At 71.4% G+C, this 16,292-nt stretch carries 14 protein-coding genes, 1 tRNA gene and 1 other RNA gene; 5 read left to right on the forward strand and 11 right to left on the reverse strand.

Annotation, left to right across the window (positions count from 1 at the left end; genetic code table 11):
• Positions 1-33: 33 nt before the first annotated feature.
• The 5 genes from OG718_RS27200 to ffs all read right to left on the reverse strand — a co-directional run bounded on the left by OG718_RS27200 (position 34) and on the right by ffs (position 8,134).
• Positions 34-1,572 carry a N,N-dimethylformamidase beta subunit family domain-containing protein gene (locus OG718_RS27200; RefSeq protein WP_143643609.1) on the reverse strand — a complete coding sequence of 513 codons (1,539 nt, stop codon included), beginning with the start codon at positions 1,570-1,572 and terminating at the stop codon, positions 34-36.
• A 435-nt stretch (positions 1,573-2,007) separates the two neighbouring features.
• Positions 2,008-3,819, reverse strand: a complete 1,812-nt coding sequence (locus tag OG718_RS27205; protein ID WP_328847839.1) for a hypothetical protein — start codon at positions 3,817-3,819, stop codon at positions 2,008-2,010.
• Between the two features lie 325 nt (positions 3,820-4,144).
• Positions 4,145-5,404, reverse strand: coding sequence for a phosphoribosylamine--glycine ligase (gene purD / locus OG718_RS27210; RefSeq protein WP_328845394.1), 1,260 nt, complete (start codon positions 5,402-5,404; stop codon positions 4,145-4,147).
• Positions 5,405-5,581: 177 nt separating this feature from the next.
• Positions 5,582-7,930, reverse strand: coding sequence for a DNA polymerase III subunit gamma and tau (locus tag OG718_RS27215; protein WP_328845395.1), 2,349 nt, complete (start codon positions 7,928-7,930; stop codon positions 5,582-5,584).
• A 105-nt stretch (positions 7,931-8,035) separates the two neighbouring features.
• An RNA gene (gene ffs, locus OG718_RS27220) (signal recognition particle sRNA small type) lies at positions 8,036-8,134 on the reverse strand.
• A 71-nt stretch (positions 8,135-8,205) separates the two neighbouring features.
• Between ffs and OG718_RS27225 the strand changes: the two genes are divergently transcribed.
• A tRNA-Ser gene (locus OG718_RS27225) sits at positions 8,206-8,293 on the forward strand.
• Between the two features lie 163 nt (positions 8,294-8,456).
• On the opposite strand, the gene OG718_RS27230 is transcribed toward OG718_RS27225, so the two are convergent.
• Genes OG718_RS27230 through OG718_RS27245 form a run of 4 tightly spaced genes read right to left on the reverse strand, consistent with a single transcriptional unit; the run spans position 8,457 to position 11,003 of the window.
• Positions 8,457-9,119, reverse strand: coding sequence for an arsenate reductase ArsC (locus OG718_RS27230; RefSeq protein ID WP_328845396.1), 663 nt, complete (start codon positions 9,117-9,119; stop codon positions 8,457-8,459).
• Positions 9,120-9,179: 60 nt separating this feature from the next.
• Complete coding sequence (gene trxA / locus OG718_RS27235; protein ID WP_328845397.1) at positions 9,180-9,578, reverse strand: thioredoxin; 399 nt, start codon at positions 9,576-9,578, stop codon at positions 9,180-9,182.
• A 19-nt stretch (positions 9,579-9,597) separates the two neighbouring features.
• On the reverse strand, positions 9,598-10,593 hold the full coding sequence (trxB, locus tag OG718_RS27240) for a thioredoxin-disulfide reductase (protein WP_328845398.1): 996 nt from the start codon (positions 10,591-10,593) through the stop codon (positions 9,598-9,600).
• Entirely contained in the window at positions 10,590-11,003 is a 414-nt protein-coding gene (locus tag OG718_RS27245; protein ID WP_143643573.1) for an arsenate reductase ArsC, read from the reverse strand. The genes trxB and OG718_RS27245 overlap by 4 nt, the downstream gene beginning before the upstream one ends.
• A 103-nt stretch (positions 11,004-11,106) precedes the next feature.
• Here OG718_RS27245 and OG718_RS27250 point away from each other — a divergent pair, with 103 nt between their 5' ends.
• From OG718_RS27250 to OG718_RS27265, 4 genes are all read left to right on the forward strand, one after another.
• Positions 11,107-11,421, forward strand: coding sequence for an ArsR/SmtB family transcription factor (locus tag OG718_RS27250; RefSeq protein WP_143643572.1), 315 nt, complete (start codon positions 11,107-11,109; stop codon positions 11,419-11,421).
• Between the two features lie 36 nt (positions 11,422-11,457).
• Complete coding sequence (locus OG718_RS27255; protein ID WP_328845399.1) at positions 11,458-12,240, forward strand: MIP/aquaporin family protein; 783 nt, start codon at positions 11,458-11,460, stop codon at positions 12,238-12,240.
• A complete protein-coding gene (locus tag OG718_RS27260; RefSeq protein ID WP_328845400.1) occupies positions 12,237-13,301 on the forward strand; it encodes an ArsO family NAD(P)H-dependent flavin-containing monooxygenase in 1,065 nt (354 codons plus the stop codon). The genes OG718_RS27255 and OG718_RS27260 overlap by 4 nt, the downstream gene beginning before the upstream one ends.
• A 118-nt stretch (positions 13,302-13,419) precedes the next feature.
• The gene (locus OG718_RS27265) at positions 13,420-14,730 is read left to right on the forward strand and encodes a hypothetical protein (protein WP_328845401.1); all 1,311 of its coding nucleotides are present in this window, start codon (positions 13,420-13,422) and stop codon (positions 14,728-14,730) included.
• A 20-nt stretch (positions 14,731-14,750) separates the two neighbouring features.
• On the opposite strand, the gene OG718_RS27270 is transcribed toward OG718_RS27265, so the two are convergent.
• Together OG718_RS27270 and OG718_RS27275 are read right to left on the reverse strand one after the other, a co-directional pair.
• The gene (locus OG718_RS27270) at positions 14,751-15,128 is read right to left on the reverse strand and encodes an ArsR/SmtB family transcription factor (RefSeq protein WP_143643569.1); all 378 of its coding nucleotides are present in this window, start codon (positions 15,126-15,128) and stop codon (positions 14,751-14,753) included.
• A gap of 50 nt (positions 15,129-15,178) precedes the next feature.
• The gene (locus OG718_RS27275; protein ID WP_328845402.1) at positions 15,179-16,240 is read right to left on the reverse strand and encodes a flavin-containing monooxygenase; all 1,062 of its coding nucleotides are present in this window, start codon (positions 16,238-16,240) and stop codon (positions 15,179-15,181) included.
• Between the last annotated feature and the right edge of the window lie 52 nt (positions 16,241-16,292).

Consider the following 16,292-nt stretch of genomic DNA (forward strand, 5'->3'; position numbering starts at 1 on the left):
GGTGTGAAGGTTCTCTGCGGGCTCTCCACGGACTCAGTCGCGTTTGCAGATGCGGTCCAGGAGGTTCGCCGTGGCGCGCTGGACGCGGGTGTCGATATGGCCCGGGCGGTCCAGGGCCGGGGACCAGGCGAAGGTGCCGGCCGCGAAGACGAGAGCACCCGAGGGGGCGCGGTACAGGGACGTCTCCTGGTGGCGGATGGCTCCCTCGGTGTCCCGGTAGGGGGAGTGGGAGAGGAGGATGCGGCCCTGGTGCTCGGGGAGCGTGATGCGCGGGAAGTAGCGGTCGGCCTCGCCCGCGACCATGCCTTCCAGTTCGTCGCCCTCGTGGGCGCCGGTCGCCTCCCACATCCAGTGGTCGGCGTTGCGGACGACCAGGGGGTGCGCCTCGGGGACCCGGCCCGCGTACTGGACGCCCAGGAGTTCCTGCTCGGGGCGGTCGACCTCACGCCACAGTGCGGGTTTGCCGGGGCCGCGGCGTTTTCGGCAGGTGAGCAGGCGGTCGGGGACGCCGGACGGGGACGGGCCCAGCTCCGCCTGCCAGTACATGGTGTTGGCGGAGAGGAAGACGAGGGACGTGCCGTGCTCGCGGGCGGTCTCCACGGTGCGGCGCATGGTCGTCGACCAGTACTCGTCGTGGCCCGGGAAGACCAGACCGCGGTAGCGGGTGGGGTCGACGCGGCCGGCGTGCAGGTCGCGGGCGTCGGCGTACGCGAGGTCGTAGCCGTAGCGCTCGGCCCAGCGGATGAAGTCGTAGGCGTGGCCGACGTGGAGGGGGAGGCCCGCGCCCGCGTACGGGCGGTCGAACGACACCGTCGTGGCGGCTTCGGCCTCGCCGAGCAGCCGGCCGTTCTCGTCCCACGCGTGGTAGAGGCTCGCGCCCGTGTGGCCGTCCTCCGGATAGAGGTTGTACGCCTGCCAGGTGATGTCCGGGAGGAGGAGCAGCAGGTCGGCGGGGTGGTTGTCGCGGACCGTGAACGGGATGTGGGAGCGGTAGCCGTCGTCGGTGGTCAGCACGGCCACGTACGCGCCGACGCTCCAGTACGTCGGGATCTGCAGCCGCCAGGAGAGCCACCAGTGGTGGCAGGAGACCGTGCGGTCCGCGGTGAGCGGGGGCGGCTGGACGATGCCGGGGAGGCGGGGGCTGGTGGTGATCTTGCTGGCGCCGTCGCCGCCGTAGTGGCCGATGCGGTAGATGTCCACGCTGAACTGCTGCGGCGGGTCGACCGTGATGTGGAAGTCGATGGCCTCGCCGGGGGCGGCCGCGCCGGTGGAGGCGAAGCCCTTGATCTGCCGGTGGACGTCGTCCGCCGTACGGGGGCCTCCGGCGGTCTGGCGGGGGGTGGGGACGCGTGGGCCGGTGGTTCCGTGGTGGTTGCGGCTGCGGCTGCCGTCGCCGGGGGATGCCGCGCCGGGGGGCGGGGCCTGGTCCACGTACCACGGGACGACGTGGCCCGTGTCGTCGAAGTAGTGCTCACTGCCGCGCAGCCACGGGACGGGGCCCTGTCCGAAGGGGTCCGTGACGGCATGCGCCAGCGCTCCCGACTCCCACCGGCGAATCTGCTCCGACCCCATACCGCGTTCCCTCCCTCGTGCCCCCGTCAGCCCCTGTCGGCCCTTGCAGGCTCTTGCCTTGTCAATGAGCGGTCCCAGCACATCACATTACGCACGCGCGCCGTCACCGTTCGTTGCGAATCGCCTCCGGCGGTTGGGCGGGGGTGGTGCGGGTGGGTGGTGCGGGTGGGTGGTGGCGTGCGGGTCCGGTGAGGGCTGGTCGCGCAGTTCCCCGCGCCCCTGGAAGACGGGCTGCGCCCTGCTTCCAGGCCGCCCGGCCGCTCCGGCCCGTCCTGCACTTCTCAGTCCCATCCGCACTTCTCAGCTCCGTCCGCACCTCTCCGCCCGTCCGGCGTTTGAGGACGAGCGCGGTAGCGCGATGTGGGGGGCTGGGGGCGGAGCCCCCGGAAGGGACGGGAATGGGTAGGGGCGGCGGGGGCGAAAACGGCTTGGGGCTCAGACCAGGCGGACCGGCTTCTCGGGGCGTATGCCCAGGTGGAGGAGCCAGGTGCGGAGGGGGGCGGGGTCGCCCTCCTCGATGAGGCTCAGGACTCGGGGGCCGAGGTCCACGGAGCGTTCGCCGTTGATGAGGAGCGACGGGCCGTCGAGCCAGTCGAGCCCCGGAGTGGCCCCGGCCGTGTCCATCGCCGCGCAGCAGACCATCGCCGTGACATGGTCGGCCAGCAACTCCCGCCCGGTCCGAGGCGGTTGCAGAGGAAAGAGCGGCAACGACCCGTCGTCCCAGAGAGCCGTGTCCGGACCGACCTGCCCGGCGGCCCCGGAGGGAGCGGCAGGCCCGGCCGCCACCGCGGCCTCCTCCCGCGCCACCTCCGCACTCAGCCCCGCAGCCAGGGCCGAACTCCGCTCGTTCTCCGGCCCGCCGTCCTCGTCCTCGTCCTCGTACGCCGCGGTCTCGGGCCTCTCCACGACCACCGGATCACCGGGGTCCCCGGATTCCCGCTGCTCCCCCGGCTCCCCGTCACTGAGGTGATCCATCACTCGGGCCAAGGTCGGCCCCTCCGGATCCGAGGCGCCGGCCCCGGCCCCGGAAGACCGGCTCACGCCGAGCGCATCCAGCACCCGGTGCAACCGCGCCGCGTCCGTACGCCACTTCCGGTCCACGACCTCGTCCGGATACTCGTCCCAGTCGACCGGCGCCCAGTCGGGCCCGGTCTCGGCCGGTCCGCCGTGGAAGAGGCGCGCGGCGAGCAGGGACGCCGCCTCGTCGATCGCGCCGGGCTCCTCCAGCAGGTCGCAGGCGGGCCGCTCGCCGAGCCGGGAGGCGAACCCCTCGGCAAGGCGGTCGCGCCGCGAGAGCTCGGTCAGGGCCGCGACCACGCCCGCGTCCAGCCGGGACGGCCAGCGCCCCATGCGCCAGGCGGGCAGCGCGACCCGCGTCAGCAGCCGGTCCCAGCCCGCGTACGCGAGCCCCACCTGTTCCTGGGCGACGATCCGCAGACCGTAATCCACAGCCTGTGCACGCTCCGCCGCCGCCGCGGCGACACCCCGCTCCATCTCGGCGGCGTGCCCGCGACAACTGCGCAGCAGAAGCCGCGCGACCCAGCCGGCCCCGCCGAGCACCGTCCGGGACAGGGGTCCACGGGGTTCCGAGGTCACGGCCACCGCCGCGTCGAGGCCCCGGACGAAACGCCGTGCCGCGGCTATGTCGGGGTGCGCCGACGGTCCCGTACCGGCGACGACCGGTGCGAGGACGGCGCGCAGTTCGCCGACCCGCATCCACCACAGGAAGGGCGAGCCGATGACGAGGACGGGCGCGGCCGGCGGACGGCGGTGGGCCGACGGGAGGCCGCGGACGCCCGGTACGCCCTCGATCTCGTCACGGGCCTGCGGCCGGGGCGTGCCGTGGGCCGGGTGGGTGCGGTCCTCCAGCCAGCTGTCGCAGTCCGGAGTGAGCGCTATCGCGGAGGGCGCGGGCACTTCGAGGCGGTCGGCCAGGTCCCGCACCATGCGGTAGAGATCGGGCGCCGACTCCTCGGCGATCGTGACCGTGGGGCTCACGGCGGGCCGGGAGCGGACCACGACCAGCGCGATGCCCACCGCGGCGAGAAGGACGAACAGGGCGAACCCCGCCACGATCCAGCGCGTGACCGCCCAGCCGGGGCCGTCGATGTGGCCCGTCGACCCGCCGACGAGCAGCACGACGGCGACGGCCGCGGGCAGCAGGGCGACGGCCAGCGCCCTGCTGCGGACCCGCAGCACGGCGAGAGCCCGTGAGCGCGCGGCCTGCGCGCCCACCTCCACACCCATACCGGACACGACCGGTGTCACCCCCTACTGCCCGCCCGGCGCGTGCATACCCAGCCACTGCCGGCGGACGTCCATGGCGTTGCTCACTCCCCCACTGTGGCACCCACGACCGACATCGCAATGCCGGTGGGCCAAGTGCCGGAACGCTTGCGCCGCACCCTAGTTGGGGCCCCGGCCCTCGTCAGCCGGATGGGGGATCGGTCACTCGATGGAATGGCTTTGGGCAGAGGTGGCTGACGAACGGGCCCCGGATCCTGTGCTGGATCCGGGGCCCGGGGTGGTTCTTCGATGCGCGTTGACGCAGGTGAAGGTGTGTAACTGTCGGTTACGCCTGGGCCGCTCCCGCAACCTTCGCCGCGATGTCCGTACGGTGCTGGGAGCCGTCGAGGTGGATTCGGTTGACCGCTTCGTACGCGCGTGCGCGAGCCTGGGTGAGGTCCTTGCCGCTGGCCGTGACGGAGAGCACCCGGCCGCCCGCGCTCACGACGGCGTCACCGTCACGCCTGGTGCCCGCGTGCAGGACGTACGCGTGCGGGGCGTCCTGTGCCGCCACCGCATCGAGGCCCTCGATGGGGTCGCCGGTGCGCGGAGTGTCCGGGTAGTTGTGCGAGGCGATGACCACGGTGACGGCCGCGTGGTCGCTCCACCGGAGGGGTTCGAGGTCGGCCAGGGTGCCGTCCGCCGCCGCGAGGAGGATGCCGGAGAGCGGGGTCTTCAGGCGGGCGAGGACGACCTGGGTCTCGGGGTCGCCGAAGCGGGCGTTGAACTCGATGACCCGTACGCCGCGCGAGGTGATCGCGAGACCGGCGTAGAGGAGCCCGGAGAAGGGGGTGCCGCGGCGGCGCATCTCGTCGACGGTCGGCTGCAGAACGGTCTGCACGACCTCCTCGACCAGCTTCGGGTCGGCCCACGGGAGGGGCGAGTACGCGCCCATGCCGCCGGTGTTCGGACCCTCGTCGTCGTCGAGTGCGCGCTTGAAGTCCTGCGCGGGCTGCAGCGGGACGACCGTCACGCCGTCGGTGATCGCGAAGAGGGAGACCTCGGGGCCGTCGAGGAACTCCTCGATGACCACGCGCTCGCAGGCGTTGGCGTGCTCGCGGGCCTTGTCGAGGTCGGCGGTCACGACGACGCCCTTGCCGGCCGCGAGACCGTCGTCCTTCACGACGTACGGGGCTCCGAAGGCGTCGAGCGCCTCGTCGACCTCGTCGGGGTTCGTGCAGACGTACGAACGGGCCGTGGGTACGCCCGCGCCCGCCATGACGTCCTTGGCGAAGGCCTTGGAGCCCTCCAGCTCGGCGGCCTCCTTCGAGGGGCCGAACACCGGGATGCCCGCCTCGCGCACGGCGTCGGCGACCCCGGCCACGAGAGGGGCCTCCGGGCCGACGACCACCAGCTCGGCGCCGAGTTCCGTGGCCAGCGCGGCCACGGCCTTGCCGTCGAGGGCGTCGACCTGGTGCAGCTCGGCCACCTCGGCGATTCCCGCGTTGCCTGGGGCACAGTGCAGCGCGGTGACGTCGGGGTCGAGGGAGAGAGAACGGCACAGGGCGTGTTCGCGGGCACCGCCGCCGATTACTAGGACCTTCACGGGGGTCAGCCTAGCCGGGCGCGGGCGCTGGGCCCGGGCGGGTTTGGGCCGGTGGACCGGTGCGGGTCGGGTGTGGCTGAGCGCGCGGTTCCCCGTGCCCCTCGCGGGGCGCCTGACGGGCGCTGTCGGCCAGGCATCCTTGTCCGATTCGAGGCAGCCGCATGAACCGCTGAACGGCTACTCGTTCGAGAACTCCTCCACCACCGTCGCTCCCAGCTCCCTCACGATCAGTTCGTGGCCCGACAGGGCGGACTCGTCGAGGTCCGGATCGTCGTCCTCCGGGATGTCGTCCTCGGGGGAGATGGGGGGCGGTTCCGGGGCGGAGGGACGGGGAGCGGGCGCGCTGGGCGCGGGCGCCGACTGGGACTGAGGAGCCGAGGAGGCAGGCCGGGGAGCCGGAGCCGTCGGCTGCTGCTGCGGGGCGGGGCGCGGTGCCGCCGGGGCCGGGGCGCCCCCCGATCCGTAACCACCGCCGTAACCGGACCCGGGGCCGGGCGCGGGCAGCGGTGCCGAACCGCCGGACGGGTCGACGACCGCCTCGACCTTCCAATGCACGTTGAACAGCTCGGTCAGCGCCTGCTTCAGCACCTCTTCGCTGCCGCTGCTCGCGAAGTTGTCCCGGGCGCCCGAGTTCACGAAACCGATCTGGAGGGTCGTGCCGTCGAAGCCGGTCACCTGCGCGTTCTGGCTGAGCAGGATCCAGGTGAAGCGGCGTCGGTTCTTCACCGCCTCCAGGATGTTCGGCCACAGCATGCGGGGGTCGGGGCCACCGCTGGGGGGCGGGGAGGCGTACGCAGCCGCCGGCTCGGGGGCCTGGTGCTGGGGCTGGGCGGGCTGGGTCGAGGGCGGACCGGGTGCCTCGGCCGGTGGCTGCCCGCCGCCCGCGGGTGCGGCGGTCGGCCACCCGCCGGGTCGCCTGCCACTGCCCGCGGCGGTCGCGGCGGGCCAGGCACCGGGAGCGGCGCCGGCCGCGGGGGCGGAGGGGGGAGCCTGGGCGGGCGGCTGTTCCGGGGCGGGGGCGTGCGAGGGCGCGACCGGGGCCGGGGTGGGGGCGGCCGCGGCTCCCGGGGAGGCCTGGGCCGAGGCGGGGACCTGGGCTGGTGTGGGGGCTTGGGCTGGTGTGGGGGCTTGGGCCGCCCCCGGACCCGTATCTCCGCCGGGGCCCCCCGCCCCCCGTACCGCAGCGCGAGCCGCGGCAGGCCCGCCACCCGGCGGGACAGAGGAAACAGGAGGAGCGGGCGGACCGGAAGCAGCCGCGCCGCCACCCTGCACACCGCTGGGCATACCGGCCGGCATCCCGGCATGCGCGTCGGGCCCGGGCACGTACCCCATGGCGGGTACTCCGGCAGCCGCCGCCCCCGTGAAGTTCACCCCGCGCTCGATGCGGTCGAGCCGGGCCATGAGGGACCGCTCGTCGCCGTACGCCGCGGGCAGGAGAACGCGCGCACAGATCAGTTCGAGCTGCAGGCGGGGCGAGGTGGCCCCGCGCATCTCCGTCAGGCCTTCGTTGACGAGATCGGCGGCCCGGCTGAGCTCGGCGGCGCCGAACACTCCGGCCTGGGCCGTCATCCGCTCCACCACATCGGTGGGAGCGTCGATGAGCCCCTTCTCGCCGGCATCGGGCACGGCCGCCAGGATGACCAGATCGCGCAGCCGCTCCAGCAGGTCGGCGACGAACCGCCGAGGATCGTTTCCGCCCTCGATGATCCGGTCGACGACCTCGAAGGCGGCGGCGCCGTCCCCCGCGGCGAAGGCCTCGACGACGGAATCGAGCAGTGACCCGTCCGTATAACCGAGCAGTGAGGTGGCCATGGCATACGTCACACCGTCGTCGCCGGCCCCGGCCAGCAGCTGGTCCATGACGGACATGGAGTCACGCACGGACCCGGCGCCGGCGCGCACGACCAGCGGAAGCACCCCGTCCTCGACGGGACTGCCCTCGCGCCCGCACACCTCGCTCAGGTACTCCCGCAGGGTCCCCGGCGGCACCAGCCGGAACGGATAGTGATGCGTACGCGACCGGATGGTCCCGATGACCTTCTCGGGCTCGGTGGTGGCGAAGATGAACTTGAGGTGCTCGGGCGGCTCCTCGACGACCTTCAGCAGCGCGTTGAACCCGGCCGACGTGACCATGTGGGCCTCGTCGATGATGTAGATCTTGTACCGGCTGCTGGCAGGTCCGAAGAACGCCTTCTCGCGCAGGTCACGGGCGTCGTCCACGCCACCGTGCGAGGCGGCGTCGATCTCGATGACGTCGATGGAACCCGGCCCGTTCCTCGCGAGGTCCCGGCAGGACTGGCACTCACCGCAAGGCGTCGGTGTGGGCCCCTGCTCGCAGTTCAGACACCGCGCCAGGATCCGCGCGCTGGTCGTCTTCCCGCACCCGCGCGGCCCGCTGAACAGGTACGCGTGATTGACCCGGTTGTTCCGCAGCGCCTGCTGCAGCGGGTCGGTTACATGCTCCTGCCCGATGACCTCGGCGAACGACTCCGGGCGATAACGGCGGTACAGCGCGAGAGACGACACACATACGAGGTTATAGGCGCCCACTGACAACGAGGACCGCCCGCCGGACTTCCCCGCTCCGCCCCACCGGCGCCGGGCCGAACCCTCGGCTCCGACCACGCCGCAAACGCAAGCGCCCCCCACGCACCCGCCAGAGCCAACCTACCCTTGCTGCCTTCCGGCCCTGGGGGAGTTCAGTCAGATAGCGCCACGTGAGGGGCTGCGCACACAGTACCCGATCTGAGCGGGGGGAACGAGTTCGCGAGCACTCCTCAACGTCTTGTATTGTTTGCCGCGGAGGATTCGCCTAGTGGCCTAGGGCGCACGCTTGGAAAGCGTGTTGGGGGCAACCCCTCACGAGTTCGAATCTCGTATCCTCCGCCAGTGCCTCACCGGGCACGATGTCGAAGGGCCCCACCGTTCGCGGTGGGGCCCTTCGTCGTGCGTGGTCTCAGTTCTGGTCTCAGTTCGCGTGATGGGACCGGGGCGAACCTCGGTGAACAGTGATCTGGTTCACCGTGCCGAGCAGAGAACCTGAGAGAGCGCGTCAGTGCTGGGCCGGGACACCGAGTTCGTCGAGGAGTCCGCGGACGCGGCGTTCGATGTCGTCGCGGATGGGGCGGACGTTGTCGACGGTCTCGCCGGCGGGGTCGTCCAGGGTCCATTCGAGGTAGCGCTTGCCGGGGAAGACCGGGCAGGCGTCGCCGCAGCCCATGCTGACGACGACGTCGGCGGCGCGGACGATCTCGTCGGTCCAGGGCTTGGTGAACTCTCGGGAGATGTCGATGCCGCGCTCGCTCATCGCGGCGATGGCGGCCGGGTTGACCTCGTTGCCGGGTTCAGAGCCGCCCGACCAGGCGACCGCACCCTCGCCGGCCAGGTGCTGAAAGAAGCCCATGGCCATCTGGCTGCGGCCGGCGTTGTGGACGCAGAGGAAGAGCACGACGGGCTTGCCGTCGGTGTGGTGGCCTTCGATCTTGGCCAGGGCGCGCAGGCGCTGGCGGGCGAAGCGTTCGGCCATGAGCGGGAGGAAGTTGGGGATGGTGCTGCGGCCGGCGAACTGGTCGTAGCTGGTGTGCAGGAACCGTTCGATCGTCTCCTGGCCGAAGGTGCCGTCGAACTCGCGGCTCAGGTGGGTGGCGGCTGTGCGCAAGGCGAGTTGCTGGTCGATGCTCAGGTTGCGGTGCGGGACGGGCGCGGTCTCAGTCATCGCTGCCTCCAGGAGGCTGTACGGCGGGTGCCAGCCGGTCGACCCGGTCGACGAGATCACTCAGGGCGTCGGCGAAGGCGTCATCGGTGCCGGTGCGGGTGGGGTCGGGAACCGACCAGTGCAGGCGGTCGGGGACCACGCGAGGTGGTCAGCGAGTTCGCGTTCGAGGGCGGCCTTCGGCTTGGCCCCGACGATGGTCTGCACGACCTCGCCGCCCTTGTAGAGGTGCAGCGTCGGGATGGACATCACTCCGTACCGGGCGGCGACGGCCGGGTTCTCGTCGATGTTGAGCTTGACGATCTCGATCTTGTCGCCGTGCTCGGCGGCGATCGACTCCAGCGAGGGGGCAAGTTGGCGGCACGGGCCGCACCAGGCGGCCCAGAAGTCGACCAGGACGGGCTTGTCGCTGGCGAGGACGTCCTGGTCGAAGGAGTCGTCGGTGACGTTCTTGAGAGCCATGATGTTGCTCCAGCGGGTATCAGACGGTGGCCTCGACGGGCTCGCCCGCGGTGTCGGCGTCGCTGAGGGCGGCGAAGTACCGCTCGGCGTCCAGGGCCGCCGCGCAGCCGGAACCTGCCGCGGTGATCGCCTGCCGGTAGGTGTGGTCGACCACGTCGCCGGCGCCGAAGACGCCGGCGAGGTTCGTGCGCGTGGAGGGGGAGGCGACCTTGAGGTAGCCCTCGCCGTCGAGGTCGAGCTGGCCGGTGACCAGGTCGGTGCGCGGGTCGTGGCCGATGGCTACGAAGAGCCCGGTGGCGGCAAGCTTGGAGGTCTCGCCGGTGGCGGTGTCGCGCAGGGTGAGTCCGGCGAGCTTGCCGCCGTCCTCGTGGATCTCGGCGACCTCGCTGTTCCAGGCGAAGGAGATCTTCGGGTCGGCGAAGGCGCGGTCCTGCATGGCCTTGGAGGCACGCAGGGCATCGCGCCGGTGGACGACCCTCACGGACTTCGCGAAGCGGGAGAGGAAGGTGGCCTCCTCCAGCGCCGTGTCGCCGCCGCCGACCACCACGATGTCGTGCTCGCGGAAGAAGAAGCCGTCGCAGGTCGCACAGTACGACACACCACGGCCGGACAGCGCGTCCTCGCCCGGCAGGCCCAGCTTGCGGTGCTGCGAGCCGGTCGCCACGATGACGGCCTTCGCCCGGTGGACCGTACCCGCGCTGTCGGTGACCGTCTTCACGGCGCCGGTGAGGTCGACCTCGACGATGTCGTCGGGGACGAGCTCGGCGCCGAAACGCTCGGCCTGGGCCCGCATGTTGTCCATCAGGTCCGGGCCCATGATGCCGTCGCGGAAGCCGGGGAAGTTCTCCACCTCGGTCGTCTGCACCAGCGCGCCGCCGGCCGTGACCGCGCCCTCGAAGACCAGCGGCTTCAGCGAGGCGCGGGCGGTGTAGAGGGCGGCGGTGTATCCGGCGGGGCCGGAGCCGATGATGATGACGTTGCGTATGTCCGTGGAAGTGTTCGCCGCTGCGCTCATGCCTGGGGCTCCGGCGCGATCTCCTTGATCAGGCCCTCGACCAGCACCTTGATCTCGTCGCGGATCGGGCGGACGGCCTCGACGCCCTGGCCCGCCGGGTCCTCCAACTGCCAGTCCAGGTACCGCTTGCCGGGGAAGACGGGGCAGGTGTCGCCGCAGCCCATGGTGATGCAGACGTCCGACTCCTTCACCGCGTCGACCGTGAGCATCTTCGGGACCTCGGCGGAGATGTCGATGCCGACCTCGCGCATAGCCTTGACGGCGGCCGGGTTGACGCCGGCGCCCGGGTTGGAGCCGGCGGAGCGGACCTCGACACGGTCCCCGGCCAGGTGGGTCAGCCACGCGGCGGCCATCTGGGAACGGCCGGCGTTGTGGACACAGACGAAGAGCACGGAGGGCTTGTCGGACATCAGGAGGTCTCTCTTGATCTCGCGCCTGTCAGGCGGCAGAAGAGGGCACGCACACATCAGCACCCGGTGGTGTCAGTCACCACTGATGTGAGAGTATCAGCGCATGCTGACGTCAGTCGACACTGATCTGATGCGGGTCCTGGCCGACCCGCTCCGCCTCCAGATCGTCACCCTGCTCGCCAAGGAGACGCTCTGCAGCACGCACCTGATCGAGGAGACGGGGGCCAGACAAACGAACCTCTCCAACCATCTGAAGGTGCTGCGCGAGGCCGGGGTCGTGGAGACAGAGCCCTGCGGCCGGTTCACCTACTACCGGCTCAAGCCCGACGTCATCGCCGCCCTCGCCGGTCAGTTCGCCGACCTCGCGGAGACCGCGCGCGCCACCGCCGAGAACAACGTCAAGCGGTCCTGCCCCTGACCCCCGCCCTCGCGGCGACTGCACCGAGGAGTCCTGTTGACCGCCACCGAGGCCACCGAGCACGACAGAGCCGGGGAGTCCGCCACAGCCGTCGGCGCCGAGCCGCAGCCCGCGCCGGGGGCCACCCCGCCGCGTAACCCCCTGGCCGCCCGCGCCGCCGCCGAACTCATAGGCACGGCGCTGCTGGTGGCGGTCGTGGTCGGCTCCGGCATCCAGGCCACCGAACTGACCAAGGACGTCGGCCTGCAGCTGCTGGCCAACTCCACGGCCACCGTCTTCGGCCTCGGCATCCTGATCCTCCTGCTCGGCCCGGTCTCCGGCGCGCACTTCAACCCGGTCGTCACCCTGGCCGAGTGGTGGACAGCGCGACGCGGAGGCGCCGGGGTCACCCTGCGCGAAGCCGCGGTGTACGTGCCCGCGCAGATCGTCGGTGCGATCGCGGGCGCCATCCTGGCGGACGCGATGTTCGGCAAACCGCTGGTGGAGTGGTCCACGCATGACCGGTCGGCGGGGCATCTGCTGCTGGGCGAGGTCGTCGCCACGGCCGGCCTGATCCTGCTGATCTTCGGCCTGGCCCGCACCGACCAACTGCGCTTCGCCCCGGTGGCCGTCGCCTCCTACATCGGCGCGGCCTACTGGTTCACCTCGTCGACATCGTTCGCCAACCCCGCGGTGACCGTCGGCCGTGCCTTCACCGACACCTTCGCGGGCATCGCGCCGGGTTCGGTCGCAGGGTTCATCGGCATGCAAATCGTCGGCGGCGCGGTCGGGCTGGCGCTGGTGGCCCTCATCTTCATGCGCGGACGATCGGCCGCGTGACCAACAAAACGCAGGTGGTGGTGATCGGCGGCGGCCAGGCGGGACTCGCCGCCGGCTACCACCTGCGCCGCCTCGGCCTCGACTTCGTCATCCTCGACGCCCAGACCGAGCCCGGCGGGGCCTGGCAGCACACCTGGGACTCACTGCGTCAGTTCTCCCCGGCCGCGTACTCCTCGCTGCCCGGCCGCCTCATGCCGGCGCAGAGAGGCGAGACCTACCCCGACGCGCAGCACGTGGTGGAGTACCTCGCCGACTACGAGAAACGCTACGAACTTCCCGTAGAGCGGCCCGTGAGCGTCCTCGGCGTCCATCGAGACGACCAACTCCTGTGCGTCGAGACGGACTTCGGCACCTGGCACGCCCGCACGGTAATCAGCGCGACCGGCTCCTGGTGGCGCCCCTTCCTCCCCGCCGTCCCCGGCCAAGCGACCTTCGAAGGCCGGCAGTTGCACACGGTGGAGTACCGCGCCCCCGCCGACTTCGCAGGCCAACGCGTGATCGTGGTGGGCGGGGGCAACTCCGGCGCCCAGATCGCCGCCGACCTCGCCTACGCCACGGACCTGACCTGGGTGACCCAGCGTTCGCCGCGCTTCCTCGCCGACGACATCGACGGGCGTGCGCTCTTCGACGCGGCCACCGCCCGCCGCCGCGCCCTGGACGAGGGACGCACGGATACGGGCGGCGTCGCTTCGCTTGGGGACATCGTCGCCGTACCGCCCGTACGCGAGGCCCGAGACCGCGGCCTCCTGAAGGCGAGCCCGATGTTCGCACGTCTCGTCCCCGGCGGCGCCGAATGGGCCGACGGCACTCACGCCGAGGCCGACACGATCATCTGGTGCACGGGCTTCCGCCCGGCCCTGTCCCACCTCGCACCGCTCGGCCTGCGGGGCTGGCGCGGCCACATCCTCGTGTCCGGCACCCGTGCTTCGGCCGAACCGCGCCTTCACTTGCTGGGTTACGGCGACTGGACCGGCCCTGCCTCCGCGACTCTGATCGGCGTCGGCCGCGCGGCCCGTGACGCAGCCCGGGAGATCGGTCAACTCCTCGCCGCCGACAGCTGATGCGAGGGGCGACGTTCCACGCTTCGCGGACCTGCGCGAACACCGGGGGAAAGCCCGCCACCGCAGCCCGTACGAAATGGCAGGGCGCCAGTCGGCGTGCATTGCGTCTAATAGTGGGGTGACTGATCAGCCTTCATCCTCGTTGTGGCAATTCGTCCAGGACGACGACCCCAACGCGCTCACGCTCATCGTTGACACCGCGAACGGGCCCTACGTACGGCGCATACCTCCGGCGTTGCCCCTGCCGTCCGACGTGGAACACGGCCCCGGTGCCGAAGCGGCCGCACACACCGCGGCAGCCACCTGGGGCCTGCCGGACTTCGTCTTCCAGTCCGCCTACGCCAACAAGGGCTCCGGGCGGCGCGAGCTCGGCGACAGTCTGCTGATCTCCGGCGGACGCGGCGCAGTGATCCAGGTCAAGGCACGTACTGTCCAGCCCAAGGAACCGGCTGGAGAGATTGCCTGGATCCAGAAGGTGGCGACCAAGGCCATGCGCCAGGCCAAGGGCACCGTGCGCCAATTGCGGATGCTGCCCGCCGACATGGTCAACGGCCGCGACCGCACCCTGTCCGTCGACGGCAACGCCTTCGAGTGGATCGGGGTGTTCCTGCTGGACCACGAGCAGGTACCGAGCGGCACGATCTGCTCGTTGGAGCCGATCGGCATCCCCGCGATCGCCCTGACGCGGCGAGACTGGGACTTCCTCTTCGACCAGTTGCGTTCCACCACAGCCGTGCTGGACTATCTCTTCCGCGCTGCCGCCGAACCTCCCATACCCCTGGGCGAAGAGCCTGTGCGGTACTACGAGTTCGCCGCGGCCGACGAGGAGGCACCGCCCGCGGACATCGACACCGAACTCGTCGGCCCCGGTGGCCGGCTGTTCTCCACACCGCTGCTGCCACAGACACCGATCGGCGCCGCCGGCACCCGCGCCCACCTGGTGCTGCGTCTGGTCATGGAGGACATCACCACCAGCCCGCTGCCGGACCACGCCGGTGAAGCGGACCGCCTGGCAGTCCTCTCCGATCTGGACCAACTTCCCGTTGGAGTCCGGGAAGAGTGGGGACAACTGCTGCTGGAGATGCTCGACGACGTCACACAGGTACCCGAGGAAAGCACGAAGTGGCGCTTCCGGAGGCAGCTCAACGCCGACGCCACCCGCCAGACCGTGTACGCCTGCGCCACCCGCTTCGACGAGCAGATCCAGGCGATCTTCGGCAGCTACGTGCAGCTCCGCCATCACGAGGTCGCCGAACGCATCGGCCGACCCGATGGACTTGTCACCGTCGGAGTGGTGCTGACGCCGAGCCGCAGCGGCCGGCGCCCATGGGACACCACGATGATCCGCGTCCACGGACCCAGCACGCTGACGGACGAAGAAGCCACGGAGTTCGGCAAGTTGTGGAACGAGAACGCCGCGACGGCCTGATCCCCGTTGCTACGTGAAGGTCAAGCCGCGGGGATGGCTGCGGTCAGCATCTGCCCCATTGCGGCCACGACCGACGGCTCGACCCGGTAGTACACCCACGTGCCTCGCCGCTCGGAGCTCAGCAGCCCGGCTTCCCTGAGTTTCTTCAAGTGGTGGGAGACCGTCGGCTGCGAGACACCCACGTCGGAGATGTCGCACACGCACGCCTCGCCGCCCTCGTGCGAGGCGACCAGCGAGAACAGACGCAGACGGACCGGGTCACCGAGCGCCTTGAACATCGCAGCGGTCCGCTCGGCCTCCTCGGCCGTCAGCGGCCGCTCGGTGAGCGGCGGGCAGCACGGCACGACACCCTCGGCAACCCCGGGCTCCAGCAGCGGCAGCACCTTGATGTTCGACATACGTCTATGTTGACATACGTCGAACCAGAGCGCCCCGGGTCGCAGTCTCATCAGCCTCGATGCAGGTACGCCGCCAAGCGTTGTGCCATCCGGCTCGCGTCCCTGCCGACCCCGCGCAGCGAGTTCGAGGACAGACTGCGCTGCCACTCCAGCCCCACGTACGCCAGACCCGAGTGGGAAAGAGAGATGCCGTCGCGCCGGCGGGGACGACCGGCGTCGTCGAGTGCCCCGTCCAAGTCGGCGAGGTAGGGGAGGTCCGGCCGGTAGCCGGTGGCCAGGAGGATGGTGTCCACCTCCTCCCGCACCCCGTCGGGCCAGATCACCTTGGCGCCGTCGATGCCCGTGAACAGTTCCCGCCGGTCCGGTGCACCCCGGGTGAGCGCGGCTCGGTGGCGGCCGTCATCGATGACCAGCTGCGTCGGTGGAGTGCGGATCAAGCGTCCGAGCGGGGCGGTGTCCACGCCGCTGCGTGCGAGCCAGAAGTGCAGGTCACGGCCGAGAATCCGCTGCCGCGCGAACTTCACCGGCCCCCGGCTCGCAAGCGTCACCCGGGCCACACCGGCGAGCTCTGCAGCAATCTGCACCGCGGAGTTCCCCGCCCCGACCACGACGACCCGCTGCCCGGCGATCGGTGCCGGGCTGCGGTAGTCGGCGCCATGCAGCACCGAACCGGTGAAGCCCCCCAAGCCAGGCAGCGTCGGCCGGTACGGACGGCCGAACGTGCCGGACGCGGCGACCAGAGCACGTGCCGCCAGCCGACCGCCACCCTCCAGGTCCACCTCGAACCCGTCATCGGCCTTGCGGACCCCTGCGGCGCGGCGGCCGGTGCGAATTTCGGCGTCCAGACGCGCGGCGTACGCGGCGAGGTAGGCAACCACCTCGTCCCGGTGCGGGTATCGGTCCGGATCTCCGCCGGGAAACGGCATCCCCGGCAGTGAGCTGTACCGGGCGGGCGAGAAGAGGGTGAGGCTGTCGTAGTAGCGCGGCCACGACCCGGCCGCCCGCTCGGACGCCTCCAGCACCACTGGCCGCAGCCCGTACCCCCGCAGCGCGTATGCCGCCGCCAGTCCCGACTGGCCACCACCGATCACTGCCACGTCGATCTGCTCCATGCCGCGATCCCCTGATTCGGCGAATGTCTATGTTGACGCTTATCAATACAGG

The organism is Streptomyces sp. NBC_00258, from assembly GCF_036182465.1.
Classification (GTDB): domain Bacteria; phylum Actinomycetota; class Actinomycetes; order Streptomycetales; family Streptomycetaceae; genus Streptomyces.

What these genes read in the sequence shown, in the direction of transcription:
- OG718_RS27205 (WP_328847839.1), bottom strand. Translation starts at nt 3,819, where the DNA reads ATGGGTGTGGAGGTGGGCGCGCAGGCCGCGCGCTCACGGGCTCTCGCC.
- trxA (WP_328845397.1), bottom strand. Translation starts at nt 9,578, where the DNA reads ATGGCTCTCAAGAACGTCACCGACGACTCCTTCGACCAGGACGTCCTC.
- OG718_RS27275 (WP_328845402.1), bottom strand. Translation starts at nt 16,240, where the DNA reads ATGGAGCAGATCGACGTGGCAGTGATCGGTGGTGGCCAGTCGGGACTG.
- OG718_RS27200 (WP_143643609.1), bottom strand. Translation starts at nt 1,572, where the DNA reads ATGGGGTCGGAGCAGATTCGCCGGTGGGAGTCGGGAGCGCTGGCGCAT.
- OG718_RS27230 (WP_328845396.1), bottom strand. Translation starts at nt 9,119, where the DNA reads ATGACTGAGACCGCGCCCGTCCCGCACCGCAACCTGAGCATCGACCAG.
- OG718_RS27270 (WP_143643569.1), bottom strand. Translation starts at nt 15,128, where the DNA reads ATGTCGAACATCAAGGTGCTGCCGCTGCTGGAGCCCGGGGTTGCCGAG.
- trxB (WP_328845398.1), bottom strand. Translation starts at nt 10,593, where the DNA reads ATGAGCGCAGCGGCGAACACTTCCACGGACATACGCAACGTCATCATC.
- OG718_RS27250 (WP_143643572.1), top strand. Translation starts at nt 11,107, where the DNA reads ATGCTGACGTCAGTCGACACTGATCTGATGCGGGTCCTGGCCGACCCG.
- OG718_RS27245 (WP_143643573.1), bottom strand. Translation starts at nt 11,003, where the DNA reads ATGTCCGACAAGCCCTCCGTGCTCTTCGTCTGTGTCCACAACGCCGGC.